This window comes from Pseudomonas sp. HN8-3 (genome assembly GCF_020790195.1).
Lineage (GTDB): Bacteria > Pseudomonadota > Gammaproteobacteria > Pseudomonadales > Pseudomonadaceae > Aquipseudomonas > Aquipseudomonas synxantha_A.
The window spans coordinates 783,243-807,552 of the sequence record NZ_CP086206.1; the positions used below are offsets into that span (position 1 = coordinate 783,243).

General features: G+C 60.9%; 18 protein-coding genes, 1 tRNA gene and 2 pseudogenes. 9 read left to right on the plus strand and 12 right to left on the minus strand.

The genetic code is table 11. From position 1 onward, the window contains the following. Window positions 1-38: 38 nt before the first annotated feature. On the minus strand, window positions 39-1,457 hold the full coding sequence (locus LJX92_RS03390; protein ID WP_032878044.1) for a short-chain fatty acid transporter: 1,419 nt from the start codon (window positions 1,455-1,457) through the stop codon (window positions 39-41). 186 nt (window positions 1,458-1,643) lie between these two features. On the opposite strand from LJX92_RS03390, the gene LJX92_RS03395 reads away from it, so the two are divergent. Next, window positions 1,644-2,933 carry an MFS transporter gene (locus LJX92_RS03395; protein WP_078820216.1) on the plus strand — a complete coding sequence of 430 codons (1,290 nt, stop codon included), beginning with the start codon at window positions 1,644-1,646 and terminating at the stop codon, window positions 2,931-2,933. A gap of 3 nt (window positions 2,934-2,936) precedes the next feature. Here the strand turns inward: LJX92_RS03395 and LJX92_RS03400 are convergent, their stop codons facing one another. Next, window positions 2,937-4,307 (minus strand): gluconate:H+ symporter, encoded by a 1,371-nt coding sequence (locus LJX92_RS03400; RefSeq protein WP_228309310.1) that lies wholly within the window; start codon window positions 4,305-4,307, stop codon window positions 2,937-2,939. Between the two features lie 217 nt (window positions 4,308-4,524). On the opposite strand from LJX92_RS03400, the gene LJX92_RS03405 reads away from it, so the two are divergent. The 4 genes from LJX92_RS03405 (at window position 4,525) to LJX92_RS03420 (ending at window position 11,053) form a co-directional block, all read left to right on the plus strand. Further along, complete coding sequence (locus tag LJX92_RS03405; protein ID WP_032878042.1) at window positions 4,525-5,430, plus strand: cation diffusion facilitator family transporter; 906 nt, start codon at window positions 4,525-4,527, stop codon at window positions 5,428-5,430. 109 nt (window positions 5,431-5,539) lie between these two features. Continuing rightward, window positions 5,540-6,766, plus strand: coding sequence for a TolC family protein (locus LJX92_RS03410; RefSeq protein ID WP_078820218.1), 1,227 nt, complete (start codon window positions 5,540-5,542; stop codon window positions 6,764-6,766). Window positions 6,767-6,785: 19 nt separating this feature from the next. Continuing rightward, window positions 6,786-7,892: an efflux RND transporter periplasmic adaptor subunit gene (locus LJX92_RS03415; protein ID WP_078820219.1), complete on the plus strand. Its 1,107-nt coding sequence runs from the start codon at window positions 6,786-6,788 to the stop codon at window positions 7,890-7,892. Between the two features lie 17 nt (window positions 7,893-7,909). Next, window positions 7,910-11,053, plus strand: a complete 3,144-nt coding sequence (locus tag LJX92_RS03420; RefSeq protein WP_228309311.1) for a CusA/CzcA family heavy metal efflux RND transporter — start codon at window positions 7,910-7,912, stop codon at window positions 11,051-11,053. A 74-nt stretch (window positions 11,054-11,127) separates the two neighbouring features. On the opposite strand, the gene LJX92_RS03425 is transcribed toward LJX92_RS03420, so the two are convergent. The 3 genes from LJX92_RS03425 to LJX92_RS03435 all read right to left on the minus strand — a co-directional run bounded on the left by LJX92_RS03425 (window position 11,128) and on the right by LJX92_RS03435 (window position 14,908). After that, window positions 11,128-12,582: a heavy metal sensor histidine kinase gene (locus LJX92_RS03425; protein ID WP_103734681.1), complete on the minus strand. Its 1,455-nt coding sequence runs from the start codon at window positions 12,580-12,582 to the stop codon at window positions 11,128-11,130. Continuing rightward, a complete protein-coding gene (locus LJX92_RS03430) occupies window positions 12,579-13,253 on the minus strand; it encodes a heavy metal response regulator transcription factor (RefSeq protein WP_228309312.1) in 675 nt (224 codons plus the stop codon). The genes LJX92_RS03425 and LJX92_RS03430 overlap by 4 nt, the downstream gene beginning before the upstream one ends. Window positions 13,254-13,588: 335 nt before the next feature. Continuing rightward, window positions 13,589-14,908 carry an OprD family porin gene (locus tag LJX92_RS03435; protein WP_228309313.1) on the minus strand — a complete coding sequence of 440 codons (1,320 nt, stop codon included), beginning with the start codon at window positions 14,906-14,908 and terminating at the stop codon, window positions 13,589-13,591. A gap of 226 nt (window positions 14,909-15,134) precedes the next feature. Between LJX92_RS03435 and LJX92_RS03440 the strand changes: the two genes are divergently transcribed. From LJX92_RS03440 to LJX92_RS27060, 3 genes and pseudogenes are all read left to right on the plus strand, one after another. Continuing rightward, the gene (locus LJX92_RS03440; protein WP_228309314.1) at window positions 15,135-15,467 is read left to right on the plus strand and encodes a DUF2790 domain-containing protein; all 333 of its coding nucleotides are present in this window, start codon (window positions 15,135-15,137) and stop codon (window positions 15,465-15,467) included. A gap of 186 nt (window positions 15,468-15,653) precedes the next feature. Then, a pseudogene (locus LJX92_RS27055) lies at window positions 15,654-16,292 on the plus strand (PAS domain-containing protein); the annotation flags it as partial. A gap of 156 nt (window positions 16,293-16,448) precedes the next feature. Further along, window positions 16,449-16,880, plus strand: a pseudogene (locus LJX92_RS27060) (methyl-accepting chemotaxis protein); the annotation flags it as partial. Between the two features lie 153 nt (window positions 16,881-17,033). On the opposite strand, the gene LJX92_RS03450 reads toward LJX92_RS27060, so the two are convergent. Both LJX92_RS03450 and LJX92_RS03455 read right to left on the minus strand, forming a co-directional pair. Then, complete coding sequence (locus LJX92_RS03450; RefSeq protein ID WP_057701723.1) at window positions 17,034-17,270, minus strand: hypothetical protein; 237 nt, start codon at window positions 17,268-17,270, stop codon at window positions 17,034-17,036. A gap of 451 nt (window positions 17,271-17,721) precedes the next feature. Further along, the gene (locus LJX92_RS03455; protein WP_032878033.1) at window positions 17,722-18,531 is read right to left on the minus strand and encodes an AraC family transcriptional regulator; all 810 of its coding nucleotides are present in this window, start codon (window positions 18,529-18,531) and stop codon (window positions 17,722-17,724) included. 162 nt (window positions 18,532-18,693) lie between these two features. Here LJX92_RS03455 and ddlA point away from each other — a divergent pair, with 162 nt between their 5' ends. Further along, a complete protein-coding gene (ddlA, locus tag LJX92_RS03460) occupies window positions 18,694-19,788 on the plus strand; it encodes a D-alanine--D-alanine ligase (protein ID WP_228309316.1) in 1,095 nt (364 codons plus the stop codon). Between the two features lie 80 nt (window positions 19,789-19,868). On the opposite strand, the gene LJX92_RS03465 is transcribed toward ddlA, so the two are convergent. The 5 genes from LJX92_RS03465 to LJX92_RS03485 all read right to left on the minus strand — a co-directional run bounded on the left by LJX92_RS03465 (window position 19,869) and on the right by LJX92_RS03485 (window position 24,252). Further along, window positions 19,869-20,585 (minus strand): polyphenol oxidase family protein, encoded by a 717-nt coding sequence (locus tag LJX92_RS03465; protein WP_228309317.1) that lies wholly within the window; start codon window positions 20,583-20,585, stop codon window positions 19,869-19,871. Window positions 20,586-20,612: 27 nt separating this feature from the next. Continuing rightward, window positions 20,613-22,442, minus strand: a complete 1,830-nt coding sequence (ggt, locus tag LJX92_RS03470) for a gamma-glutamyltransferase (RefSeq protein ID WP_228309318.1) — start codon at window positions 22,440-22,442, stop codon at window positions 20,613-20,615. 36 nt (window positions 22,443-22,478) lie between these two features. Further along, window positions 22,479-23,258 carry a PhzF family phenazine biosynthesis protein gene (locus LJX92_RS03475; RefSeq protein ID WP_228309319.1) on the minus strand — a complete coding sequence of 260 codons (780 nt, stop codon included), beginning with the start codon at window positions 23,256-23,258 and terminating at the stop codon, window positions 22,479-22,481. A 127-nt stretch (window positions 23,259-23,385) separates the two neighbouring features. Further along, window positions 23,386-23,462, minus strand: a tRNA-Met gene (locus LJX92_RS03480). A 238-nt stretch (window positions 23,463-23,700) separates the two neighbouring features. Beyond that, entirely contained in the window at window positions 23,701-24,252 is a 552-nt protein-coding gene (locus LJX92_RS03485) for an RNA polymerase sigma factor (RefSeq protein ID WP_078820225.1), read from the minus strand. Between the last annotated feature and the right edge of the window lie 58 nt (window positions 24,253-24,310).

A 24,310-nucleotide genomic window follows, 5' to 3' on the forward strand; every position in this document is an offset into this window, starting at 1 on the left:
CCGCAGCTGTTCTACCAACAGTTGCGGTCACCCGTTATTCAGGGCATCACAGGCGGCAAATACTTCAACGTCGTCCCCAGCGCCCACAACAAGAACAACACCAGCGGCGTGTGCACCAACAACTGCACAAACGAAAACCCGATCAAGTCCCGCGCCTTCAGCCCCAACACCCCCAGCAGCGGCAGCATATAGAACGGGTTGATCAAGTTCGGCAGTGCCTCGGCGGCGTTGTAGATCTGCACCGCCCAGCCCAGGTGGTATTGCAGGTCATTGGCCACTTGCATCACATAGGGCGCCTCGATAATCCACTTGCCGCCACCCGATGGGATGAAGAAGCCCAGCACCGCCGAATACACGCCCATCAGCAGCGCGTAGGTGTCGTGGGAGGCGATGGAGGTGAAGAACGTCGAGATATGGTGCGCCAGGGTCTGGCCGTCACCGCCCTTGACCACCGTCATCAGTGCGGCAATCGAGCCGTACAGCGGGAACTGGATCAGCACGCCGGTGGTGGTCGGCACCGCACGGGCCACGGCATCGAGGAAGCTGCGCGGGCGCCAGTGCAGCAGGGCGCCGACCATGATGAACAGGAAGTTATAGGTGTTGAGCCCCGAGATGGCGCTGATCGCCGGCTTGGTTGAGAACTCATGGAACAGCCAGCCGGCTGCCAGCAATGCCAGCAATATCGTCAGCAACGGGCTGTGTTCCAGCCATTCGCCAGGACGCGTCGGCGGTTGTGGCTTGGGCAGGTTAAAGGCCGGGTCGACGCCGCAGGCCTTGGCATCCCGGGCACTGTTGGGGCCTGGCGCGGTGGCGTAGGCGATGATCAGCGACACCACGATCAGCGCCAGAAGCAGCACACCGGATTGCCACAGGAAGATCGTTTCGGTGAACGGGATCATCCCGGTGATCGACAGGATCGACGGCGGCAAGCTGGCCGGGTTGGCCTGCAACTGCGCGGCTGACGACGATAGCCCCAACGCCCACACGGCACCGAGGCCCAGGTATGCTGCAGCGCCGGCGGCGCGGTAGTCCATGCGCAAATCGGTACGACGGGCCAACGCCCGCACCAGCAAACCGCCGAACACCAGGGACAAGCCCCAGTTGAGCAACGATGCCACCATGGAAATCAACGCCACCCAGGCTACCGCCGAACGACCGTTCTTGGGGATGCGCGCCAAGCGGTCGATCAACTTCACCGCGGGCGGCGAGCTGGCGACTACATAACCGCCGATCACCACAAACGCCATCTGCATGGTGAACGGAATCAGGCTCCAGAACCCGTCGCCAAATGCCTTGGCCGCTTCGGCGGGCGCTGCGCCCATGCCCAGGGTCGCCACGGCGACGATAATCACCGCGAGGGCGGCAAACACCCAGGAGTCGGGAAACCAGCGCTCGGCAAAATTGGAACAACGCAGAGCAAATCGAGCGTAACGGCTTTCTTCGATAGCATCGGCCATGAAGCTTTCCTCTTGTATTTATTATGGGGTTTGGCAGTTTTACGGCATGTTCCTCTACCCCCATTGATTTGGGAATGTAGTTATCTTCAACGATCAATGAGTAAAACAAATATATCCGTCGTGATTGCCTTCAATGGGTTCAGCTCATAACCTGCACGCCATTTTGTTTGTCTGCCGAGCCTGCACATGACTGCCACCTTTTCCCCACGGGCGCAGCGTTTTTCCCGCTCCGACTACAAAACCCTGGGCCTGGCCGCCCTCGGTGGAGCCCTGGAAATCTACGACTTCATTATTTTTGTGTTTTTCGCGCTGACCCTCAGCCAATTATTTTTCCCCCCGGAAATGCCTGAGTGGCTGCGCCTGTTGCAAAGCTTCGGCATCTTCGTTACTGGCTACCTCGCCCGTCCGCTGGGCGGCATCCTGATGGCGCACTTTGCCGACCACCTGGGGCGCAAGCGCGTATTCAGCTTGAGCATCCTGATGATGGCCTTGCCCTGCCTGCTGATCGGCATCATGCCGACCTACGCGCAGATCGGCTATTTCGCACCCTTGATCCTGCTGGCGCTGCGCGTGCTGCAAGGTGCCGCAGTGGGCGGCGAAGTGCCCAGCGCCTGGACCTTCGTCGCCGAGCACGCGCCGCGCCAGCACCGTGGCTACGCCTTGGGCTTCCTGCAAGCCGGCCTGACCTTCGGTTACCTGCTGGGCGCATTGACTGCCACCTTGCTGGCGCAAGTCTTCACCCCGGCCGAAATCCTCGACTATGCCTGGCGCTTGCCCTTCCTGCTCGGCGGCGTATTCGGCGTGATCGGCGTATGGCTGCGTCGCTGGCTCAGCGAAACCCCGGTGTTCCTCCAAATGCAGGCGCGTCGCCAGGCCGCCGCCGAAATGCCATTGCGCACCGTGCTGCGCGAGCATCGCGCCGTGCTGTTGCCTGCCATGATCCTCACCTGCGTACTCACCTCAGCCGTGGTGGTGCTGGTGGTCATCACCCCGACCATGATGCAGAAAACCTTCGGCATGAGCCCCAGCCACACCTTCGCCCTGAGCGCGTTGGGTATCGTCTTCCTGAATATCGGTTGCGTGCTCGCCGGCTTGCTCGTGGACCGCATCGGCGCCTGGCGCGCGGTGCTGGTCTACAGCCTGTTGCTGCCGGTAGGGATTTTTATCCTGTATGCCAGCCTGATCAGCGGCGGTGTGTGGCTGGGCGCGGCGTACGCCGTGGCAGGCTTGAGCTGCGGGGTGGTGGGCGCGGTGCCGTCAGTGATGGTCGGCCTGTTCCCGGCGCAGGTGCGGGTGTCGGGGATTTCCTTCACCTACAACATTGCCTATGCGCTGTGGGCGAGTACTACGCCGCTGCTATTGATCGCGCTGATGCCGACCAGCCCGTGGGTCTGCGTGGGGTATTGCGTGGTGATGGGGGCGGTGGGGGTGGGAAGTGTGGCGTTGTTTGGCAAACGCCACACCTTGGCCGCCTGAAGTTCAGGTCAAGAAGTGCCAGAGCAACAAGGTACCCACCAGCCCAACCACCGAAACAATCGTCTGCAACACCGACCACACCCAGATCGTCTGTTTCAACTGCAAGCCAAAGTACTCGCGCACCATCCAGAACCCGGCGTCGTTGACGTGGCAAAAAAACACCGAACCGGCGCCAATCGCGAGGGCGACCAATGAGCTTTGCGTTGCCGCCAGCCCGGCCATCATCGGCGCGAGGATGCCCGCCGTCGTAGTGGTAGCGACGGTGGCCGAGCCGGTGGCTTGGCGCAGGGCCACGGCGATCAGCCAGGCCAGCAACAGGTAGGGCATGTGCGCGCCTTCGGCGACCTTGCTGATGGTCTGGCTGACGCCTGCGTCCAGCAGGGTTTGCTTGAGGCCGCCACCAGCGCCGATGGTCAGCAGCAACACGGCGATGGGCGCCAGGGCTTTGCGCAGGGTGTTGCCGACGTCGGCGCGTGGCATGCCTGCGGCCCAGCCGAGGCAAATCACTGCGGCGATGACGGCCAGGCCGAGAGCGATCAGCGGTTCACCGAGGAACTTCAAGGTCAGGCCGAGGGGGCTTTCTGGCGCCAGCGCGACTTTGGCCAGCGTGCTGCCGAGCATCAGGATCACCGGCAACAGAATGATCAGCAACGACACCCCAAAGCTCGGCTGGCGCGGAGCCTTGGGCGGTGCGCTGAACAGCGCGCCAATCTCGGCCGGTTCGTCCACATGCAGGCGCTTGGACAACCAATTGCCGTAGAGCGGCCCGGCCAGGATCACCGCCGGTACCGCCAGGCACAAACCCAGCAACATGGTCAGGCCCAGGTCGGCGTGCAACGCACCCACGGCAATCAGCGGCCCCGGATGCGGCGGCATCAGGGCGTGCAGGGTGGTCATGCCCGCCAATGCCGGGATGGCGATTTTCAGCAGCGGCTGGTTCGAACGCTTAGCCATCACAAAGATGATCGGCACCATCATCACCAGGCCCACTTCAAAGAACAGCGGCAGGCCGATCACCATGGCGACCAGCGCCATCACCCACGGCAATGACTTGCCTTTGCCCAGCCCAAGCAAGGTAGTGGCGATACGGTCGGCTGCACCGGATTCGGCCATCAGCGCGCCGAGCATTGCGCCCAGGGCAATGATAATACCGGCCTCACCCAGAATCGCCCCGGCGCCCTTGCTGAACGCTTTGGCCACTTCCTCTGGTGGTAGACCGGCACCCACACCGGCGATAAAGGTGCCGATCAGAATCGACAGGAACGGCGGCAATTTGGTCGCGCTGATCAGCACGATGATGCTCGCGATGGCCAGCAGGACGCAGAGCATAAGACGGGTGTCGTGAACCATCCACGCGGCAGTCGATAACTCCAAAACGGAACTCCTTATCGAGCAGGTTGGCTAATATGTTTCTTTTTGTTTCGGCTTGAAAAGCATACCTGATAGAACTGCCCCAGCGTGTCCATGAACGATTTTGGTGCGCTCAACGCTAACGACGTTCTGGCGTGCAGATGACAATTTTGCAAACCATGCCCGTGGATCTGGCCTATAGCTCTATGATCCGTTTCCTCCCAACCCACAAGGACATCCCATGAGCGCAGGACACAGCCACGCCCAAGTACGCGCCGGCCACGAACGCAAGTTGTGGATCGCCCTGGGGCTGACCGGCAGCTTCATGCTGGCCGAAGTCATCGGCGCCTTTATCACCGGCAGCCTGGCACTGTTGTCGGACGCGGCGCACATGATGACCGACGCCCTGGCCCTGGCGATTTCCCTGGTGGCGATCCAGGTCGCCAAGCGCCCGGCAGATCGCAAGCGCACCTTCGGGTATGCGCGGTTCGAGATTCTGGCGGCTGCGTTCAATGCATTGCTGCTGTTCGCCGTGGCGTTCTACATCTTGTACGAGGCTTACCTGCGGCTGCAGACGCCCGCCGAGATCCAGTCCACCGGCATGTTGGTGATTGCGCTGCTGGGGCTGGTCGTCAACCTGATCTCCATGCGCCTGCTCAGCGCGGCCAGCGGCGAGAGCCTTAACGTCAAGGGTGCCTATCTGGAAGTCTGGAGCGACATGCTCGGCTCCGTCGGCGTGATCATTGCCGCGCTGGTGATCATGTTCACCGGCTGGGGGTGGGTCGATTCCGTGGTCGCGGCCGCCATCGGCTTTTGGGTATTGCCGCGCACCTGGACCCTCCTCAAGGCGAGCATGAACATCCTGCTGCAAGGTGTGCCGGAAGGCGTCGATATCGAGCAGGTGGAGCAGGCCATCCGCAGCGTGCCTGGGGTCAGGGACGTGCACGACCTGCACATCTGGGCCCTCACCAGTGGCAAGAATGTGCTGAGTACGCATTTGGTCGCGGATGCATCCCAGGGCACTGAGCAGCAGATCCTCAGCCGAGTGACGGAGTTACTGCACGAGCAATTCGATATTTCCCATGCCACGATCCAGGTCGAGGGCGAGGGTTTTCAGCATGACGATCACGACGACGTGCATGCCTGAGCCTGGCTAACGGATTTGTAATCTTTCACCCACGGCCCTGATAAGTACCGACAGCTACATTGCCCCCGCTGGGACACCTCAGCGACTTCATGGGCGTGGAACTCTCGTTATGGCAATTTCCGTTAGAACACTGTTGGGGGCGGCAGCATTGGCATTGTGGATATCCGCAAACGCCGCCCAGGCACAACCCCTCACCCTCGATGCAGCGCTGCAAACCGCCTTCGCCAACAACCCGGACCTGGCGGCCGCACAATGGGAAATCGACATCGCCCAGGGCGGCCGCCAGCAGGCCGGCTTGATCCCCAACCCGGTGGCCTCCTGGGATGCCGAAGACACCCGCCGCAACAGCCGCACCACCAGTATCAAACTCAGCCAGACCCTGGAACTGGGCGGCAAGCGCGGTGCGCGCATCGAGGTGGCCACCCGCGCCCAGGACGCCGCCGCGCTGACCCTGGAGCAGCGCCGTAACCTGTTGCGCGCCGAGGTCATCGACAGCTACTACGGCGCCCTGCGCGCCCAGGAGCGCCTCGACCTGGCGCAACGCTCCATGACGCTTGCCGAGCGCGGCCTGGTGGTCGCCAACGGGCGTGTCACCGCCGGCAAGTCATCACCGGTGGAAGCTACCCGCGCCCAGGTGCAGGTGTCGGAAATCCGCCTGGAATTGAACCGCGCACAGATTGGCCTCACTGATGCCTACCGTCGCCTGGCCACCAGCACCGGCAGTGCGGCCACCGACTTCCAGGCCGTCGCCACGCCAAACACCTCCGCGCCGGCGTTACCCGCCGCCGCGCCATTGCTGGCACGTCTTGAGCAAACCGCCGAACTGCGCCTGGCCGAACTGAACATTGTGCAGAACGAAGCCAGCGTGGGCCTGGAAAAAGCCCAGCGCATTCCGGACCTGGATGTGTCCATTGGCAGCCAGTACGACGCCAGCGTGCGCGAGCGGGTCAACCTGGTGGGCGTGTCGATGCCGATCCCGCTGTTCAACCGCAACCAGGGCAACATCCTCGCGGCCACTCGACGCGCCGACCAGGCCCGCGACCTGCGCAACGCCGCCGAGCTGCGCCTGCGCACCGAAACCCGCCAGGCCCTGGACCTGTGGCAAACGGCGAACACCGAAGTGCGTGCGTTCAACCAACAGATCCTGCCTGCCGCACAGAGCGCGGTAGACAGCGCCACCCGTGGTTTCGAGATGGGCAAGTTCAACTTTCTCGACGTGCTCGACGCCCAGCGTACCTTGATCGCGGCCCGCACCCAGTACCTCGCGGCGACGGCCCAGGCCACCGACGCCTGGGTGCGTATCGAACGAATTTACGGCGACCTCGCCCGGTTTTGATTTTTCCTGGAGTTCCCTGATGAACAAAAAACATGGCATGGCGCTCGCCGTCGCCTTGGGCCTGCTGCTATCGGGCTTGGCCCACGCCGAGGAAGAAGAAGGCAAACTTGAACTCACCGAGCAGCAGATCCAGGCCGCCGGTATTCAACTGGCCCAGGCGCAACCGCGCTCGATCAGCACGGTGCTGACGCTGCCCGGCGAGGTGCGTTTTGATGAAGACCGTACCTCCCACATCGTGCCCCGTGCTGCGGGCGTAGTGGAAGCGGTGAACGTCAATCTGGGCCAGTCGGTAAAAAAAGGCGAACTGTTGGCGGTGATCGCCAGCCAGCAGATTTCCGACCAGCGCAGTGAGTTGGCGGCCAGCCAGCGCCGGGTCGAACTGGCGCGTACCACCTTTGAGCGCGAGCGCCAGTTGTGGCAGGACAAAATCTCCGCCGAGCAGGATTACCTGCTGGCGCGACAAACCCTGCAAGAGGCCGAAATCGCCCTGAACAATGCGCGGCAGAAGATGACCGCCCTCAGCGGCAGCGCAGTTCTGGCCGGTGGCAATCGCTATGAACTGCGGGCGCCGTTCGCCGGGGTGGTGGTGGAAAAACACCTGGGCGTGGGCGAGGTGGTCAGTGAAACCAGCAACGCATTCACGCTCTCGGACCTGTCTCAGGTGTGGGTCACCTTCGGTGTCTTTCCCAAGGACTTGAACAAGGTCCGTGTAGGCAAACCCGTAAAAGTCAGCTCGACGGAAATGGGCACCGAAGTGCTGGGCACCGTGGCGTATGTCGGCAACTTGCTCGGCGAGCAAACGCGTACCGCCACCGTGCGTGTGACGGTGCCCAACCCCGACGACGCCTGGCGTCCTGGTTTATTCGTGGCCGTGCAAGTCGCCACCGATACCTACCAGGCCAAGGTGACCGTGCCGCAAGCCGCCATCCAGACCGTCGAGGACAAGCCCTCGGTGTTCGTGCGCACTGCAGAAGGCTTTATCACCCGCCATCTTGAACTGGGCGTCAGTGAAAACGGCTACGTCGAAGTGCGTCAGGGCCTGGAGGCCGGTGCGCAAGTGGCGACGGCTGGCAGCTTCATCCTCAAGTCCGAACTGGGCAAAGGCTCGGCCGAACACGCCCATTGATCTGCGAGTGATTCCCCATGTTTGAGCGCCTTATCCAATTCGCCATCGAGCAGCGCATTATCGTGTTGCTGGCGGTGCTGTTGATGGCCGGTGTCGGCATCGCCAGCTATCAGAAACTGCCCATCGACGCGGTGCCCGATATCACCAACGTGCAGGTGCAGATCAACTCGGCGGCCGCCGGTTTTTCGCCGCTGGAAACCGAGCAGCGCATCACCTTTCCCATCGAAACCGCCATGGCCGGTCTGCCCGGCTTGCAACAGACACGTTCGCTGTCGCGTTCCGGTTTGTCCCAGGTCACGGTGATTTTCAAGGACGGCACCGACCTGTTTTTTGCCCGCCAACTGGTCAACGAGCGCCTGCAAGTGGCCCGAGGACAATTGCCCGATGGCATCGAAACCGCGATGGGGCCGATTTCCACCGGGCTTGGGGAAATTTTCCTGTGGACCGTGGAAGCTGAGGACGGTGCGCGCAAAGAGGACGGTACGCCTTACACCCCCACCGACCTGCGGGTGATCCAGGACTGGATCATCAAACCGCAGCTGCGCAATGTGCCGGGCGTGGCCGAGATCAATACCATCGGAGGCTTCGCCAAGGAGTATCAGATTGCGCCGGACCCCAAGCGCCTGGCCGCCTACAACCTGACGCTCAACGATCTGGTGACCGCTCTGGAGCGCAACAACGCCAATGTCGGCGCCGGTTATATCGAGCGCAGCGGCGAACAGTTGTTGATCCGCGCGCCGGGGCAAGTGGCGTCTATCGATGACATCGCCAACATTGTCATCACCACCTCGGACGGCACCCCGATTCGTGTGCGTAACGTGGCCCAGGTCGACATTGGCCGCGAGCTGCGCACCGGCGCCGCCACCGAAAACGGCCGCGAAGTAGTACTGGGCACCGTGTTCATGTTGATCGGTGAGAACAGCCGCAGCGTGTCCCAGGCAGTGGCGAAAAAGCTCGAGGAGATCAACCGTTCACTGCCCGAAGGCGTGGTGGCGGTCACCGTCTACGACCGCACCAACCTGGTGGAAAAAGCCATCGCCACCGTGAAGAAGAACCTCTTCGAAGGTGCGTTGCTGGTGGTGGCGGTGTTGTTCCTGTTCCTGGGCAATATTCGTGCGGCGCTGATCACGGCGATGGTGATTCCGCTGGCGATGCTGTTCACCTTCACCGGCATGTTCACCAACAAAGTCAGCGCCAACCTGATGAGTCTCGGTGCGCTGGACTTCGGCATTATCGTCGACGGTGCGGTGGTGATCGTCGAGAACGCCATCCGTCGTCTGGCCCATGCGCAGCAGCGTCACGGCCGCCTGCTGACCCGCAGTGAGCGCCTGCACGAAGTGTTCGCTGCTGCCAAAGAGGCGCGACGGGCGCTGATCTTCGGGCAACTGATCATCATGGTGGTGTACCTGCCGATCTTTGCTCTTACCGGGGTGGCCGGGAAGATGTTCCACCCGATGGCGTTCACGGTGGTAATTGCCTTGCTCGGCGCGATGATTCTGTCGGTGACCTTCGTACCGGCGGCGATTGCGTTGTTCGTCACCGGCAAGGTCAAGGAAGAAGAAAACTTCGTCATGCGCAGCGCACGCCGGGTGTATGACCCAGTGCTCAATTGGGTGATGACGCGCCGCCCCTTGGTATTTGGCCTGGCGCTGCTGACCATCGTCGTATCGGGCCTGGTCGCCAGCCGTATGGGCAGCGAATTTATCCCCAGCCTCAGCGAGGGCGACTTCGCCCAGCAGGCGCTGCGCGTACCTGGCACCAGCCTGACGCAATCGGTGCAGATGCAGCAGCAATTGGAAAAAACCTTGCTGGCCGAAGTGCCGGAAATCGAGCGGGTATTTGCGCGCACCGGTACGGCGGAAATCGCCTCCGACCCGATGCCGCCGAACATCTCCGACAGCTACGTGATGCTCAAACCCAAGGACCAATGGCCGGACCCGAGCAAGTCACGCGAGGCGATCATTGCCGACATCCAACGCGCCAGCGCGATTGTGCCGGGCAGCGTGTATGAGCTGTCGCAACCGATCCAGCTGCGCTTCAACGAGCTGATTTCCGGGGTGCGCAGCGATGTGGCGGTGAAGGTGTTTGGCGATGACATGGCGGTGCTCAACCAGACCGCCGCAGAGATTGCCGAGACCTTGCAGAAACTCGACGGTGCCTCGGAAGTGAAAGTGGAACAGACCTCCGGCCTGCCGGTTCTGACCATCAATATCGACCGCGACAAGGCCGCTCGCTTTGGCCTGAATGTGGGCGATGTGCAGGACACCATCGCTGTCGCCGTCGGTGGGCGTCAGGCCGGTACGTTGTACGAAGGTGATCGGCGTTTCGACATGGTGGTGCGCTTGTCCGACACGTTACGCACCGATATCGACGGCTTGTCACGCCTGTTGATCCCGGTGCCGGCGCTGGCGAGTAGTACCTCGGGGCAGTTGGGCTTTATCGCCTTGTCCCAGGTTGCCAGCCTCGATCTGGTGCTGGGCCCCAACCAGATCAGCCGCGAGAACGGCAAGCGCCTGGTGATCGTCAGCGCCAACGTGCGTGGGCGCGATATCGGCTCGTTTGTCGAGGAAGCCGAAGCGGCCATTGCCACTCAGGTGAAAGTGCCCGCCGGTTACTGGACCACCTGGGGCGGGCAATTCGAACAGTTGAAAGAAGCCTCCGAGCGCCTGCGTATCGTGGTGCCGGTGGCGTTGCTGCTGGTGTTCGGCCTGCTGTTCATGATGTTCAAAAACCTCAAGGACGGCTTGCTGGTGTTCACCGGGATTCCGTTCGCGTTGACTGGTGGAATCATGGCGCTGTGGCTGCGGGATATTCCGCTATCGATTTCGGCGGGGGTGGGCTTTATCGCTTTGTCGGGTGTGGCGGTGCTGAACGGCCTGGTGATGATCGCCTTTATCCGCAACCTGCGCGAAGAAGGGCGCTCGTTAGCGGTGGCGATCCACGAAGGCGCGCTGACCCGCTTGCGCCCGGTGCTGATGACTGCGCTGGTGGCGTCCCTCGGGTTTATCCCCATGGCACTCGCCACCGGCACCGGCGCCGAAGTACAACGCCCGTTGGCGACGGTGGTGATTGGCGGGATTATTTCCTCGACCTTGCTGACGTTGCTGGTGCTACCGGCGTTGTACCAATGGGCTCATCGCCGTGAAGAAGAGGCCGAATAACAATCTTGAATGCACCACACAACCAATGTGGGAGGGGCGGTGCGACGATTCGACTTGCTCCCGATAGCGGCAGGTCAGTTGATACATGTGTTGACTGACACACTGCCATCGGGGGCGAGCCCCCTCCCACATGAGATCTCTGTTGTTTGCAAAGGAAACACCAGGCTAAACCGTGTGAAACGCCCAGGTTGGCTGGTGACATGAGCATGCCCCTGATGCAAATGCATGATCGATTTCACTATGGCCAACCCCAGCCCGTTGCCGCCTTCGGCGCGGGTACGACTGCTGTCGGCGCGGTAGAAACGTTCGAACAGGTGCGGCAGGTGGTGCGCGTCGATGCCTCGGCCGGGGTTGCCCACCGACAGCGACACGCTCTGGCCATAGGTTTCCACCAACAGCAGGATGCTCGAACCTTCTGGCGTATGGCGTATGGCATTGGAGAGCAAATTGGAAATCGCCCGCTGGATCATCAGACGATCCCCCGTCACCCAGGCCTCGCCGCGCAGGCTCAGGGTGACTTGCTTGTCTTCGGCACTCAGGGCAAACAGCTCCATCACTCGCTCGGCCTCTTGCCCCAGGGATACGTCGGTGAATGACGCCCGCGCCGCCGGATGGCTGACCTGGGCAAGGAACAGCATGTCGCTGACAATACGCCCCAGGCGTTCAAGCTCTTCGGTGCTGGATTCCAGCACCGCTTTGTATTCCTCCGGCGGGCGCTGGCGCGACAGGGTCAGTTGAGCCTTGCCCATCAGGTTGGTCAGCGGGGCGCGCAGTTCGTGGGCCAGGTCATCGGAGAATTGCGAGAGTTGCTGTACGCCCGCATCCAGGCGGTCGAGCATCACGTTGAAGCCTTGGGCCAGTTCCCCCAGTTCGTGGGGCAAATTGTCGACGGACAAACGGTGTGTCAGGTCCTGGGTGGTGACCTTCGCCGCCACCTGGCTGAATTGCTTCAACGGCGCCAAGCCGCGTTGTACCAACCACCAGGCACCCATGCCGATCAGTATCAACAGCAGCGGCAGCGCAATCAGCGTGGCGCGCAGATAGGCGCTGAGCAGTGCCTGGTCGTCTCTGCGGTCCAGGGACAGCAGCACCCGCACGCGTTCACCGCTGGCCAGGCGCATCAGGCTGGAGGCGCTGAGCACCTGGTTGCCGTCGCTGTCGGTCCAGTTCAGGTAGCCGAGGGTTTCCCGCGGTTTGAAGTCGGTGAGCAACGGCGATTGTGGCTTGGCGCCGATGTTCAGTAACACGCGGGTGTCGGGCGCGGTGCCGACGATGGTCAGGTAGAAATTGTCGTGGCCGATGACCAGGTCCAGCAGCGCATGGGGACGAGCGCGAATGGCCTGGGCGTCGAGCCCCAGGGACAGGCTGTGCTGGAGCTGCTCCATCTTGCTTTCCAGGCCCTTGCGCGCCAGTTTTTCCAGTTCATGGGTGAGGGCCAGGTAGGCCAGGGTGGCCAGCAGCAAGACCAGGCCCGCGCCCATCAGGCTGACGGTCAAACCCAGGCGCATCGACAGGCTGCCGGTTTTCATGGACGCGCCTCCAGCACGTAGCCGACGCCGCGAATGGTGTGGATCAGCTTGACCTCGCTCTGGTCGTCGATCTTGGCGCGCAGGCGGCTGATGGAGACTTCCACCACATTGGTGTCGCAGTCGAAATTCATGTCCCATACCAGCGAAATAATCTGCGTGCGGGTCAGCACTTCACCGCTCTGGCGCATCAGCACCTGCAGCAGGGCGAATTCCTTGGTGGTCAGGTCGATGCGCCGAGTGCCGCGATAGGCGCGGTGGCGACGCGGGTCCAGTTCCAGGTCCGAGACGCGGAACACTTCCGGCTGGGGGATGTGTTCGCTGCGCCGCAACAGGGTGCGCACCCGCGCCAGCAGCTCGGGGAACTCGAACGGCTTGACCAGGTAATCGTCGGCGCCCATGTCCAGGCCCTTGATCTTGTCCGCCAGCCTGCCGCGGGCCGTGAGCATCATCACCCGCTGGTTGCCGTTGCGGCGCAGTTGTTCCAGCACTTGCCAGCCATCCTTGCCCGGCAGGTTGACGTCCAGAATCACCAGCTCGTAGGCATGCTGCTCGGCCAGGTGCAGGCCATCAATGCCATTGGCGGCGCAGTCGGCCACGTAGCCGCTTTCGTTCAAACCCTGTCGCAAATAGTCAGCGGTTTTTTGCTCGTCCTCAATCACAAGGATACGCATGGGGGTTACCTCTTGAATGATGGAGAGAAGGCGCCCATGTCCTTATGGCGGCTGTTATCAAAGTGGGAAAAGTCTGAAGGCTAAAGTAGCTTTAGGGTCAACTGCGACCATCGGTCGCACAGCCCGGCGCACAAAAAAAACGCCCCAAGCGGGGCGTTAAAAATTCATCTCTTTCCAAAGGAGCTACACAAAAGCTTCAGAGATGAACGTGCTCGGTAAATAAGTTGGCGCGAGTATAGAAAGTTGAAACTAACGAGAAGCTGAGGCCAATATTACAATTTTGATAACCGGCTATTTGTGAACAGATGTTAGTTAATCGCGAGCGAATGTAAGTGTCACAAAATGGCCAGTGGATATTCGGCGATCAAGCGAACTTCTTCCAGATCGGACTCAAAGGCGCTGGAGCGCACGGTGGCCTGGCGCAAGCGCAGGGACAAATCCTTGAAACGCCCACTTTGCACCACGTACTTGGCCTCGATATCCCGTTCCCAACGGCGTTGATCGGTCAGCGGGTTACCCGCCGCATCGCGACGCATGTACACGGCGTTGGCGTTGCTGTAGTCGGCGCCGGTGCCCTTGCCGTAGCGGGTCATGAACGACAGGCCCGGGATGCCGAACGCCTGCATGTCCAGGTCGTAGCGCACCATCCATGAGCGCTCCTTGGGCGAATTGAAGTCGCTGTACTGGATCGAGTTGTTGAGGAAGATCGAATCAGACTGGCGCAGGTAGTCGAAGTCATCGTCGCCATTGTTGCGCTGGTGCGACACGGCCACGCTATGGGCGCCGACCTTGACCCCAAGCCTGGCGCTCCAGATGCTGTTGTCGAATTCGCCGAGCCGTTTGCGGCCTTCGTCCACGGCCTTGTAGTAGTTGAAATCGCCGAACAGTGACACGTCGTCGGTCAGCGCATAGTTGGCGTTGCTGCCCAGGTAGTACTGATCCCAGGCGTCCTTCAAGCGGCTGCTGTAGAGGCTAAAGCCCAGATGGCTGTTGAGCTGGTAGTCACCACCGAAGTAGGCGATCCAGGGCGAGTCGACCTTGCCTGCATAGAAGGTGGCAAAGCCTTTGTTCATGCCGCTTTCACTGGGCTGGCTCATGCCGCTCAGGCGCCCGCCTTGCAGGCTCAAGCCTTCCAGGCTGGTGTTTTGCAGGGTGACGCCGCGAAAGCTCTCGGGCAACAGGCGAGAGTCGCCGTAGGCCACCACCGGGGTGAGTGGGAACACGTCGCCGGCCTTGATCACCGTGTCCAGCACGCGCAGTTTTGCCGCGCCGCCGATTTTGCTGTAGCTGTTTTCCGGCTGGTTGTCGCTGTTCACCGGCAGCACGCCGAACGAGCCTTTGCCGCCGCTGCGGCCGCTGCCCGAGTCAAGCGTAAGGCCGTACATGGCGAACGCGTCCAGACCAAAACCCACTGTGCCCTGGGTAAAACCGGATTCGAATTTGCCTATAAAACCTTGGGCCCAGGCTTCGGAGTAACCATTGCCAGTGGGGCTGGACTGGCCTTTGCGGTCATCGCGGTTGAAGTAGAAATTGCGTGCCAGCACGTTGATGCGGCTGCCCTCGATAAAACCCTCGGGTGTGTCTTGCACCGCCACAGCGGTCAGGGGCAACGCGGCCATCAATGAAAAGGGAAGGGTGTAATGACGAATGCTCATGATGCGCTCCTCGGTGATGGCAGTTATCAGCTTCTTATAGAGGCGGGCGTTCTTATTGATCTGGCCCTGGCTGATAGTTGCAAACGACGGATAACAGCTGCATGGCGCGAAGATTACAATTCTGGAAACTAACGGCCATCTAACAAATAAGTAATGTTCTGGTGAACCTGGCGTCAGGGTGGGTTGGTTAATCTCGACACTGAACTTTTCAGTCGAGGAAACCGCAATGAACTTTTATAAAGTAGGTGCGGCTGTATTAACGGCTGTGTTGTCATTTGGCGCACTGGCCGAAGGGGGCGGGGATCGCACCTTTGCCCTGATGATGGAGCGCAATGAGAAAGCCATGGCCGCCTACGCCATAAAAAAAGGCAAGCCGGTGCCCGAGGTCCAGGCCTACCGCTACGGCATGGACTTGGACATCGCCAAGGTCGTCAACGTGACGCCGCCGATCCGCTCATGCAACGTCGTGCCGTCGCGCATGACCTATGAAGACTCCAGCGGCAAGCTCAATACCCTGGAATATCAGGTCATGGGCGTATGCCGTAACAATGGCAGTTGAAAATATAGTTCGGCTCAGGGCTCAAGCGCTCTTCAGAAAACCCCGGCAGCGCCGATGCAAGTGAGAAGACCCACCTCACTTGCCTAACGGTGCCCCATGTTCAATACCCGCCTGAAGCAGGAGCTGACCGCTCTGCGCGAAGAATTGTCGAGCTTGCTCCAGGTGAAAGAGAGCCTGGAAAACGAAATGCTCTGCCTGACACTGGACCCTGAAGGCCGTGTGGAGTGGGCCAATGCCAACTTCCTGCAGGAACTGGCTTACTCGCTGGGCGAGATTGTCGGGCGCGCGATCGAAGACCTGGTGCCGGCCCACGTGCGCCAGGACGAGTTCCAACTGCGCTTCAAGCACGCGCTGGCCCGCGGGGAACACTTTGCCGGCGCCGTGCGCCTGATGCGTGGCAATGGCAAAGAAGCCTGGTTGCGCTCAATCTTGCAGCCGGTGCGCAGTTCACAGGGGCGCATCAAGCAGTTTTCGATGTTCTCCAGCGACCTTACCCGCACCATCGAGAGTTCGCGTGAACATGAAAACCTCATCACCGCGCTAATGCGCTCCACCGCGTTGATCGAGTTCGACCTGGACGGGCATGTGCTCACCGCCAATGACCGCTTCCTCGGCGCCATGGGGTACAGCCTGGCGCAGATCCAGGGTAAACATCACCGTATGTTCTGCGAACCGCAGGAATACAACAGCGCCGAGTACCAGCAGTTCTGGAAGCGCTTGAACGCCGGTGAGTTCGTGGCGGCGCGCTTCAAGCGCGTGGACAGCCACGGTCGCCTGGTGTGGTTGGAAGCCACCTATAACCCTGTGCTGGACGCCAACGAACGGCTGTACAAAGTGGTCAAGTTCGCCACGGTGATCACCGACCAGGTTAACCGCGAGCAAGCGGTGGCCGAGGCCGCCAACATTGCCTACAGCACCTCCTTGCAAACTGACGACAGCGCCCAGCGCGGCACCACCGTGGTCACCCAGGCGGTGGACGTGATGCGCGACCTGGCCCAACACATGCAACAGGCTGGCGAAGGTATCGAGGCGCTGAACGCTCAGTCCCAGGTGATCGGCAGCATCGTCAAGACCATCAGTGGCATTGCCGAGCAGACCAACCTGCTGGCGCTCAACGCCGCCATCGAAGCCGCGCGTGCCGGTGAGCAGGGGCGTGGCTTTGCGGTGGTGGCCGATGAAGTGCGGCAACTGGCTTCACGCACCAGCAAAGCCACCGAGGAAATCGTCGGCGTAGTGCGCCAGAACCAGGACATGGCCCGCGATGCGGTTGCGCTGATGGCCGACGGTCGCCTGCAAGCCGAGCAAGGCCTGGCCCTGGCAGCCGAGGCGGGTACGGTGATTGTGGAAATTCAGGACGGTGCGCAAAAAGTGGTGAGTGCGGTCGGGCAGTTTGCCAATCAGTTGTCGAGCTAAAGAGCACGTTCGGACACCAAACTCGATTTTGGCGACAACAGAACCCAAATGTGGGAGCTGGCTTGCCTGCGATAGCATCACCTCGGTGTACCTGATGTACCGAGGTGTTTGCATCGCAGGCAAGCCAGCTCCCACATGAGTTTTGTCGTGTTTTCAGGTGCGCGGCATGCACTCGATAGTGCGGTTTACCACGGTCTTGGCCATCTCCAGCAAATGCCACGCGGCATGGATTCTGGCGCGGTCGTGGGGTTGCAGGTGATCGCAACAGTCCCACACGGTGGCAGAGGCGCTGTTGATCAGGTGTGAGATATAGAGTTGAGCGTCTTCGAAGCTGAGGTCTTCGTTGACGACGAGGCAGTCCATGGGTGGATCGGGAAGTGCTTTGGTCATGGTGTAACTCCTATTGGGCATGGGAGCGACCACCAACGCTGCTAAACGTAGGGTGGCAGCTGTACGCGGGTTAGCAGACCGGTCAATAGGAAAACCAGCGCACCCGAAGGTGCCCCGCGCACAGCCACCATAAATGCAGATGTGGACCGTGTGCCTATTGAACTCAGGCTGCTAAACCCGATCACTGAAATCCAGCGACGGACCGAAGACTAGCCATCGATTCCAACAGGCACAAGGCGGCAGGGATTGTCTCGGAAACGTCCTGCAATTTAAAGGGACACAGCTTGCTGGCCCTTTACAAACCATGACCAAATGCCAGCAACACCACTACATTCAAAATGTGGGAGGGGGCTTGCTCCCGATAATGGTGTGTCAGTCAATATATTTGTCGCTGATACACCGCTATCGGGAGCAAGCCCCCTCCCACATTGAATGCATTCCAAGTCTTGGATCAGCGTCCGAGCATCTTTACCCAACGCGACGGCGGCATGCCGTAGGTGCTGCGAAATTGCCGGGTCATGTGGCTTTGGTCGGTGAAGCCGGCGGTCATTGCGGCATCCACCAGAGATTGGCCCTGGGCCAACAAGTGACGCACCAGGTCCAGCCTGCGCATGGTCAGGTAGCGGTAGGGGCTGGTGCCGAACAACAAGCGAAAATCCCGCGATAACGCCCAGCGGTCGCGGTCGGCATGGTCGGCTATTTCATCCAGGGTGATGCTGCGGCCCAGGGCGCTGTGGATAAATTCACGGGCGCGTTCGGCGGCCACGTAGTCGAAGGATTTACGGCTGACGACGGCACCGGATGCCTCGCTCAGGGCCTGGGCCAGGTCGAACATGGCGTCTTGCTCTTGCATCGGGTCAATCGGGCAATCCAAGCTTTGCAGCAGCACTTCGCTGGCGCGGTGCAGCCGAGGGTCGGTGGACAGGCCGCCGGGAATGAAAGGCAAGGGTTTGCCGCCGAGGATCTGCTGGATCAGCGCCGGCTCCACATAAATCATCCGGTACTTGAAGCCTTCATCGCTGCCGGCACGGCCGTCGTGGGTTTCGTCCGGGTGAATCACCATGGTGGTGCCGGGCATGCTGTGGGTCATGCCACCGCGATAATGAAAACTCTGCACGCCGAACAACGTGCGCCCGATGGCGTAGGTGTCATGGCGATGGGGGTCGAATGCGAAACCGGCAAAGTACGCCTCGATACGGTCCAGGCCACTGGCGTGCGGCGCGCGGTGCAGCCAGTCGAGGGAGTGGGTGGGTTTGCCCATGGTGACTTGTCACAGAAGGAGGTGGGAACACGTTAACCGAGTCTGCCGCAGTTGTCTGCCTGGGGTCTTGTACGATTGTGCAGGCGTTGGGCGGTGCAGATTGCTAGCGAACCGCTGACTACCCGTGTTAAGAAGCCTTACTTTCAACAGTGAGGCCGGGTCATGAGCAAGGTGCGGGTAGGTATTATTTTTGGTGGCCGTTCGGCTGAGCATGAGGTCTCGCTGCAATCGGCGCGCAACATCGTCGATGCCCTCGACCGTTCGCGCTACGAACCCATCCTGATCGGTATCGACAAGGCCGGTCACTGGCACCTCAACGACACGTCGAACTTCCTGATCAACCAGGAAAACCCGGCCCTGATCGCCCTCAACCAATCCAACCGCGAATTGGCGGTGGTGCCCGGCAAGGCCAGCCAGCAGGTGGTGGAAACCTCCGGGCAGGGCCTGCTGGAACATATTGATGTGATCTTCCCGATTGTCCACGGCACCCTTGGCGAAGACGGTTGCCTGCAAGGTTTGCTGCGTATGGCCGACTTGCCTTTCGTCGGCTCCGACGTGCTCGGCTCGGCCGTGTGCATGGACAAAGACATCAGCAAGCGCCTGCTGCGTGACGCCGGTATTGCCGTCACGCCGTTCATCACCCTCACCCGTGGCAACGCGGCGCGCACTTCCTTTGAAGCGGCGGCGAAAAAGCTCGGCGTGCCGATGTTCGTCAAGCCCGCCAACCAGGGCTCCTCAGTGGGCGTGAGCAAAGTCGGCAGCGAAGCCGAGTACCACGCTGCGGTTGAGCTGGCGTTGGGTTTTGATGAGAAAGTGCTGGTGGAGTCCGCCGTTCTAGGCCGTGAAATCGAATGCGCGGTGTTGGGCAATGACCACCCAATCGCCAGCAGTTGTGGCGAGATCGTGGTGAGCAACGGCTTTTATTCCTACGACAGCAAATACATCGACGATCAGGCCGCACAAGTGGTGGTGCCTGCGGCTATCAGCCGTGAAGCCAGCGAGCGAATTCGCAGCTTGGCCATTGAAGCCTTTGAGGTGTTGGGTTGCGCAGGGCTGGCGCGGGTGGATGTGTTCCTGACGAATGAGGGCGAAGTCCTGATCAACGAGATCAACTCACTGCCTGGTTTTACCCGCATCAGCATGTACCCCAAGCTGTGGCAGGCGGCGGGCATGAGCTACAGCGAGTTGGTGAGCCGGTTGATTGAGTTGGCGTTGGAGCGGCACGCGGGGCGCAAGGGGTTGAAGATCAGCCGCTGATTGCTGGTGGCTCGCGGTTCAAGGGCTGCTTCGCAGCCCAGCGGGAGCAACCTCCCTCTCCACAAGGTACGGTATGTCCGTCAGGTCGTACGAGCAATCCACGAATAGATCAATGTCTTCGGCTCCTCCAAGTGATGCGTCCTCCTGCGATAGCTGGCAAACGTCGGTGACGTGCAATAAGTGCACACGTCACTCACCTCGATCTGCTCGCGCTTGACCCCCGCCGCTTGCAGCAACAGCAGCCCATACCCGCTCAAGTCAAACCAGGCACTTCCCGCTTGCCTGGCGTGGGGCGGTGTAATGTGCGGAGCTTGTAGCGGTGTCGGTTGCTCAATGCTCCAGGGCGCCTGGCTGTCCTCCCATAGGTGGCCTTGATCCGCTTGGAACTGGGCAATGAACGTTTCACTCACCTCATAGCAGCAAGGCTTGATCGACGGCCCAATTGCCACCCGCAACTGGGCCGCGCTAATGCCTTCATCGATAAAACGCTGCACGGCATTGCCGATAATCCCGCGTTGCAGGCCCTTCCAGCCGCCATGAATGGCGGCCACTAAATCACCGCCTGCGATCAGGATGGGCAAACAGTCGGCCGTGATGACCGCAATTGGCTGCCGGCTCCGGGTGAACACCCCGTCCGCCTCAACCGTATTAGTCACTTGGCCCGACTGCCATTCAATCACCGACGCGCTGTGCACCTGCTTGCAAATGAACACATCATCAGGTCGCAGCGGGTCATCAATCGAACAAAAACCGTGATCGACGCCGGGTAGGGCGCCGAGGTTGTGGGCTGTGTGCACCGTGCATTCTCCGTTGATCAAAACCCCTTAGTCACCCAGCGCCTCGCCTTCACGCCGAGGGTCGGCGCCGCCGCTCAGCGACACCTTGCCCTGGGCATCCCGCGTGCGCACGATGGCCTGTACGCCGCTGGTCATATCGATCTCGCTCAGGGCATGGCCCTTGTCCTTGAGCGCTTGTTTGAGCGCAGGGCTGAACAGGCCGGTTTCCAACTCAGTGGCGCCATTGCGGCTGCCGAAATTCGGCAGGCTGATGGCCGCTTGCGGGTCGAGCTTCCAGTCGAGCATGGCCACCAGGGATTTGCTCACGTACTCGATGATCTGCGAACCGCCCGGGGAGCCCACGGTGGCCAGCAACTCACCATTGTTGCGATCGAACACCAGGGTCGGAGCCATGGCCGAGCGCGGGCGCTTGCCGGGTTGCACGCGGTTGGCCACAGGCTGGCCGTTTTCTTCGGGGATGAACGAGAAATCGGTCATCTGGTTGTTGAGCAAAAAGCCCTGGACCATCACGTGGGAGCCGAACGCCGCTTCCACGGTGGTGGTCATCGACACCGCGCCACCCTGGTCGTCCACCGCCACCACTTGCGAGGTGGAGATGCGCAGCGGCGAGCGATCCGGTGCATACGCCACTTGAACGCCCTCCGGTTGGCCAGGCTTGGCGACCCCCATGCTGCGCTCGCCGATCAGCGCGGCGCGCCGGGTCAGGTAGTTGGGTGCAACAAGGCCGGCAACCGGCACGGGGGTGAAGTCTGCATCGGCCACATACAGGGCGCGATCGGCAAAGGCCAGGCGCCCGGCTTCGGCGATCAGGTGCACGGCCTCGGGTGTCGGTTCAAGCCCGGCCGGCGAAGTACTCTTGTTCGGGGTCATCGGCGCGATCGCCAGGCGCGGGTCGCGGGTCTGCAGCGCCTGCAAGGTGCCAAGGATCTGCGCCACGGCAATCCCGCCAGAGGAGGGCGGCGGCATCCCGCAGATTTTCCATTGTTTGTAGTCGGTGCACAGTGGGGCGCGCTCCTTGGCGCTGTAGCCCTTGAGGTCGGCTACGGACAAGCTGCCGGCATTGTGATTGCCCTGCACCTTGCGTGCGATCTCATCGGCAATCGCCCCGTGGTACAGCGCATCCGGCCCTTCCTTGGCGATGCGCTTGAATACCGCGGCCAGCGCCGGGTTTTTCAACAGCGTGCCGGTGGCTTTGGGCGAGCCATCGGCATTCAGGAAGTACGCCGCCATCTCGGGCGATTGCACAATAAAGCGATCCGCCGCGATCAAGCTATGCAAGCGCGGTGAAATGGCAAAGCCCTGCTCCGACAGGCGGATCGCCGGCTCGAACAGCTTGGCCCATTGCAGATGGCCGCTCTTCTTGTGCGCCATTTCCAGTGCGCGTAATACACCCGGCGTGCCGACAGAGCGCCCGCCAATTTGCGCATCGGTGAACGCCATCGGCGTGCCGTCGGCCTTCAGGAACAAGCGCTCGGTCGCCCCCGCCGGTGCGGTCTCGCGGCCATCGTAGGCCTGCACGTTTTTGCCATCCCATAGCATGATGAACGCACCGCCACCAATGCCGGAAGACTGTGGCTCTACCAGGGTCAGCACCGCTTGCATCGCAATCGCCGCGTCGATGGCCGAACCGCCTTGGCGCAACATCTCGCGTCCGGCTTCGGCAGCCAACGGGTTGGCAGCGGCGGCCATATGGTGCTCGGCGTGGCGGGTACTCAGGTCAGTGCGATAGCCCGAACCCAACTCCGGTGCCGGTGGTTGTTCGGTGACAGACGTGTGGCAGGCCGCAAGGGCCAGGGCTGCTGCGATGACCGTCAGCTGACGGCGGGAAGTCAAAAGCACGCGCTGAACTCCGTTCATTTTGAGAATGATCTGTTGTCCTTCGGGAATTGCGTTTTACAGATAAATCGTGCCTTGCATATACAGCACCGCCTTGCCGGAGATAATCACGCGGTCGCCCTTGAGTTCACAGCGCAACTGGCCCTTGCGCTGGCCGCCTTGCTCGGCGGTCATCTGCAACTTGCCCAGGCGCTCGGCCCAGAACGGTGCCAGCGAGGTGTGCGCCGAGCCGGTGACCGGGTCTTCATTGACCCCCACATTCGGGCCGAACCAGCGTGAGACAAAATCAAACTGTGTGCTTTTGGCGGTGACTGCAATCCCACGTTTGGGCAGGCCCTTGAGCCGTGCGAAATCCGGTGTCAGTGCCGCCACCTGCGCTTCATTTTCCACCAGCACGATGTAGTCATCGGTGCCAGACACCTCAGCAGTTTCAATGCCCAGTGCGCTCAACATTCCGGCCGGTGGCTCGCAGCGTTGCGGCTGTTTGGCTGGGAAATCCATCGCCAGTTCATCGCCATTGCGCGTCACCCGCAACTCGCCGCTACGCGTTGCAAAGCGCAGCACTTGCGGCGCATCGGCCAGCATATGAATCAATACCCAGGCCGCCGCCAAGGTGGCATGGCCGCACAGGTCTACCTCGACTTCGGGGGTGAGCCAGCGCAGCTCGTAGAACTCGCCACGGGGTACAAAAAACGCGGTTTCCGAGAGGTTGTTTTCAGCCGCGATACTCTGCAGTTGCTCGTCGGGCAACCATTCGGTGAGCGGGCACACCGCCGCCGGGTTGCCGCCGAAGGGGTGTTGGCTGAAAGCGTCGACTTGGTAGATGTCCAGTTTCATCGGGGCACTCCGCATTTTAGGGAGGCTGGACACTAACAGTGGGGGTGGGGGGCGTCAAAATACAGTTGGGGAGTTTTTTACGCGCACAAAAAAACGGCCTACCTTTCGGTAAGCCGTTTTTAGTACTTGGTGGCTACACAGGGACTTGAACCCCGGACCCCAGCATTATGAATGCTATGCTCTAACCAACTGAGCTATGTAGCCAAGTGGCGCGCATTATTCGCTCGGAACGGCAATGCGTCAAGTCTTTTTGTTGAGTTTTTTTCTACGCTTTCAACCGTTTAACCGAAAACGCTGCTTTGGGTGACAGGCGGCAGGGAGGCTCGCTGGCGGATGCGCTCTGTAGCGGGGGGCAGATGCAGAGCATTGGCGTCTATCAGGCCAAGTCTGACAGTGTTGGGCAGATATCCCTGTCGCCCAACGCTTGCCCGGCTAATTCAGCTTAGCGATGCAGGGGGGTGTGGGTCACGCGCTTGAGCTGTTCGCGTGCCCGTGACAGGCGCGAGCGCACGGTGCCGATAGGGATGTCCAGTACGTCGGCGGTGTCCTGATAGCTACCGTCGGTTTCCAGTGAAGCGTACAGCGTCTTGCGCATCTCGGTCGGCAAGTGATCGATAGCGCTCAGGGTATTTTCCAGGCGCCGGTTGATCTCAAACTCCCAATCCAGACTGTGGGTGTCTTCCTGGCCATGCCACAGCGACTCATCGAATTCGCAATGTGCGGGTTTGGCATACAGGCGCCGAAAGTGATTGCGGATCAGGTTCTGCGCGATGCCACACATCCAGGTGCTGAGCGTTGCGGTGCCGCTGAAACGTTCGCGATTACGCCAGGCTTCCAGGTAGGTCAATTGCAAAAGATCATCCGCATCTTCCGGGTTAAGCACGCGTTTATGAATAAAGCGGCGAAGCTTTTTCTGTTGATCGTCTGTCAGATGAAGCATGAATTGAGGCGAATTGCCACCAAGGTGAACTAAGGCTTCAATAGGAATATTCATGATTTTTTCCTTAAGGTAGACGCAGTCGAAACGTATCGACAGGAACCCGATTGCACTG

What these genes read in the sequence shown, in the direction of transcription:
- LJX92_RS03455 (WP_032878033.1), bottom strand. Translation starts at nt 18,531, where the DNA reads ATGGGCAAACCCACCCACTCCCTCGACTGGCTGCACCGCGCGCCGCAC.
- LJX92_RS03430 (WP_228309312.1), bottom strand. Translation starts at nt 13,253, where the DNA reads ATGCGTATCCTTGTGATTGAGGACGAGCAAAAAACCGCTGACTATTTG.
- LJX92_RS03435 (WP_228309313.1), bottom strand. Translation starts at nt 14,908, where the DNA reads ATGAGCATTCGTCATTACACCCTTCCCTTTTCATTGATGGCCGCGTTG.
- ggt (WP_228309318.1), bottom strand. Translation starts at nt 22,442, where the DNA reads ATGAACGGAGTTCAGCGCGTGCTTTTGACTTCCCGCCGTCAGCTGACG.
- LJX92_RS03405 (WP_032878042.1), top strand. Translation starts at nt 4,525, where the DNA reads ATGAGCGCAGGACACAGCCACGCCCAAGTACGCGCCGGCCACGAACGC.
- LJX92_RS03390 (WP_032878044.1), bottom strand. Translation starts at nt 1,457, where the DNA reads ATGGCCGATGCTATCGAAGAAAGCCGTTACGCTCGATTTGCTCTGCGT.
- LJX92_RS03425 (WP_103734681.1), bottom strand. Translation starts at nt 12,582, where the DNA reads ATGAAAACCGGCAGCCTGTCGATGCGCCTGGGTTTGACCGTCAGCCTG.
- LJX92_RS03450 (WP_057701723.1), bottom strand. Translation starts at nt 17,270, where the DNA reads ATGACCAAAGCACTTCCCGATCCACCCATGGACTGCCTCGTCGTCAAC.
- LJX92_RS03395 (WP_078820216.1), top strand. Translation starts at nt 1,644, where the DNA reads ATGACTGCCACCTTTTCCCCACGGGCGCAGCGTTTTTCCCGCTCCGAC.
- ddlA (WP_228309316.1), top strand. Translation starts at nt 18,694, where the DNA reads ATGAGCAAGGTGCGGGTAGGTATTATTTTTGGTGGCCGTTCGGCTGAG.
- LJX92_RS03415 (WP_078820219.1), top strand. Translation starts at nt 6,786, where the DNA reads ATGAACAAAAAACATGGCATGGCGCTCGCCGTCGCCTTGGGCCTGCTG.
- LJX92_RS03485 (WP_078820225.1), bottom strand. Translation starts at nt 24,252, where the DNA reads ATGAATATTCCTATTGAAGCCTTAGTTCACCTTGGTGGCAATTCGCCT.
- LJX92_RS03410 (WP_078820218.1), top strand. Translation starts at nt 5,540, where the DNA reads ATGGCAATTTCCGTTAGAACACTGTTGGGGGCGGCAGCATTGGCATTG.
- LJX92_RS03420 (WP_228309311.1), top strand. Translation starts at nt 7,910, where the DNA reads ATGTTTGAGCGCCTTATCCAATTCGCCATCGAGCAGCGCATTATCGTG.
- LJX92_RS03475 (WP_228309319.1), bottom strand. Translation starts at nt 23,258, where the DNA reads ATGAAACTGGACATCTACCAAGTCGACGCTTTCAGCCAACACCCCTTC.
- LJX92_RS03440 (WP_228309314.1), top strand. Translation starts at nt 15,135, where the DNA reads ATGAACTTTTATAAAGTAGGTGCGGCTGTATTAACGGCTGTGTTGTCA.